2 protein-coding genes and 1 pseudogene are annotated in these 2643 nt (G+C 72.5%); all 3 read left to right on the top strand.

The features are described 5' to 3' along the window. Nucleotides 1-457, top strand: a pseudogene (locus ACFQ4H_RS34665) (hypothetical protein); the annotation flags it as partial. Nucleotide 458: 1 nt separating this feature from the next. Next, complete coding sequence (murJ, locus tag ACFQ4H_RS34670; protein ID WP_377579491.1) at nucleotides 459-2150, top strand: murein biosynthesis integral membrane protein MurJ; 1692 nt, start codon at nucleotides 459-461, stop codon at nucleotides 2148-2150. Continuing rightward, the coding region (locus ACFQ4H_RS34675) for a glycosyltransferase (protein ID WP_377579493.1) at nucleotides 2147-2643 on the top strand (497 nt) is incomplete at its 3' end. The genes murJ and ACFQ4H_RS34675, both read left to right, overlap by 4 nt.

Consider the following 2643-nt stretch of genomic DNA (forward strand, 5'->3'; position numbering starts at 1 on the left):
GGCCGCCGACCCGGACGTACGGTGCCGCCAGCCGCGGAGCACCCTCGGCCGGGTGGCCGACGTGCTGCTCGGCGCCGGGGTGATCGCCGGTACGGCCAACCTACTCAACCTCCTGGACCTGCGGCCCGGTCGCGCCCTCAAGGCCGGTGTGCTGCTCGGCGCGCCCCTGACCGCCGGCCGGTCCGGTGGACTCGCCGCCGGACCGGTGGTTGCCGCCGTCGGGCTGCTCCCCGACGACCTCGACGAGCGGGTCATGCTCGGCGACAGTGGCGCCAACGCGCTGGGTGCCCTGCTCGGGGTGGCGATGGCCGCCCGTACCGGGCCGGTCGGCCGGGCCGGCATCCTGGCTGTCGTCGCCGGGCTGACCGCCGCCAGCGAGAAGGTCAGCTTCACCAAGGTGATCCAGAACACCCGAGGGCTGCGGGAGTTGGACGAGTGGGGACGGCGAACCTCCTGACGTGAGCACACCGGCACCCCTCTCCGGCACCGGTCGTGTGGCCGGTGCCGCCGCGCTCATCGCCGTACTCACCGTCGCCAGCCGACTGGCCGGCTTCGGCCGTACCGCCGTCCTCACCTGGGTGGTCGGCGACCGCAGCGACCTGGGCGACATCTACCTGATCGCCAACACCGTCCCGAACATCATCTTCGAGATCGTGGCCGGTGGGGCGCTGGCCAGTCTCGTCGTACCGCTGCTGGCCGGCGCGGTCGTGGCCGGCGACCGGGCGGCGGTGTCGGCGACCACCGGCGCACTGCTCACCTGGACGATGATCCTGCTGGTCCCGCTGGCGCTGGCGGTCACGGTCCTCGCCGGACCGATCATCTCCCTCATCGCGAACGACCCGACCCCGGCGGAACTCGCCGCCGGAACGCGAATGCTGCGGATCTTCGCCCCGCAGCTGCCGCTGTACGGCATCGGGATCGTCCTCACCGGGGTGCTCCAGGCACACCAGCGGTTCGCCTGGCCGGTGATCGCACCGTTGCTGTCCAGCCTGACGGTGATCGCCGCCTACCTCACCTTCGCGAGTGTGGAGGGTCGGGAACTGCCGTTGGCCCGGGTCAGCCTGACCGGTGAACTGATCCTGTCGGTCGGCACCACCCTCGGGGTGGTGGTGCTGTCACTGTGCCTGCTCATTCCGTTGCGCCGGCTGCGGCTACGGATCCGACCGGGTTACCGGTTCACCACCGAGGTACGGCAGAAGATCGGCGGCCTGGCGCTGGCCGGGGCGGTGACCGTGGCCGGCCAGCAGGTCGCGCTGCTGGTCGCCCTGAAGCTCGCCGACGGTGGCCCGGCCGGGACGGTGGTGGTCTACAACGTCGCCCAGACCGTCTATCTGCTGCCCTGGGCGGTGCTGGCGGTGCCGTTGGCATCGGCGGCGTACCCGACCCTGGCCGCCGCTCGGGCCAGCGGCGACGAGGACGGCTACCGCCGTACCCTGGCCCCCACCACCCGCGCCGTCCTGCTGTTCAGCTGCCTTGGGGCGGCGGCGCTGATCGCCACCGCCGAGCCCATCGCCGGCTTCTTCCCGGGGCTCAACGGGTCGACCGCCGCAGTCGCCGGAATCATCGGGTTCGCTCCTGGCCTGCTCGGCTACGGACTGTTCGCGGTACTGTCCCGAGCGCTCTACGCCCGGGGGGACACCCGGGCAGCGGCGGCTGCCACGGCCGGCGGCTGGCTGGTCGTGCCGGTGGCCGCCGTGCTGCTCTCCGCCGCGTTCCCGATCGAGGACCGGGTGCTGGCGCTGACCCTGGCCAACTCGGTCGGCATGCTGTTGCTCGGTGGCTCGCTGGTCGTGGTGGTGATCCGCCGCGCCGGCCGGGCGGCCCTGGCCGGGATCGTCCACGCGGGTGCGGTCGGGGTGCTCGCCGGTTCTGCCGCCATGACCGTCGGACTGGTTGTCAACTCCTTCCTGGGTCATGCTTGGCAGGGCACCCCGACGCAGGCCGGTTCGTTGATACAGGGCATGCTGTCCGGTATCGCTGTGGGAACGGTTTTTCTCGCGGTGGCCTACCCGCTGGACCGGCACGATGTGCGTCCACTGATCCTGAAGTTCGGACGACGGCTACGCCGCCTGATGGGGCGCGGACGCGCAGCTGGCCCGGATGGATCCGGCCAGGGGCGGGGCGAGGGAAAGGAGACGGTGTCGGGGTGAGCGCGAGGAGCGGGCATTCCGAGGCAGCTGTGCCGGGTTGGACCGGGAACGTGGTCCTGCTGCTGGCCTCCAGCACCGGTGGCGTCGGCCAACACGTCACCTCACTCGCCCGAGGACTGGTCGCCGGGGGAGCCTCGGTCACCGTCTGTGGGCCGGCGGCGACCCAGGAGCAGTTCGAGTTCACCGCGACCGGTGCCCAGTTCGTACCCGTGCAGATTCCGGCGAACCCGACACCAGCCGACGGGCGGGCGGTCAGCGCGCTACGACGCGTGCTCACCGAGCAGGTCGACGTCGTACACGCCCACGGGTTGCGGGCCGGCCTGGTGGCGGCGCTGGCCCGACCGGCTCAGCCACTCGTGGTCACCTGGCACAACGCGGTGCTGGCCACCGGCCTGCGCGGGCAGATGTCCCGGCTGGCCGAGCGGGTCGTCGCCCGCCGCGCCCGGGTCGCCCTCGGTGCCTCCGCCGACCTGGTCGAACGCGCCGCCTCGCT

This window comes from Micromonospora sonneratiae, from assembly GCF_042679305.1.
In the GTDB taxonomy this organism is placed as follows: domain Bacteria; phylum Actinomycetota; class Actinomycetes; order Mycobacteriales; family Micromonosporaceae; genus Micromonospora_H; species Micromonospora_H sonneratiae.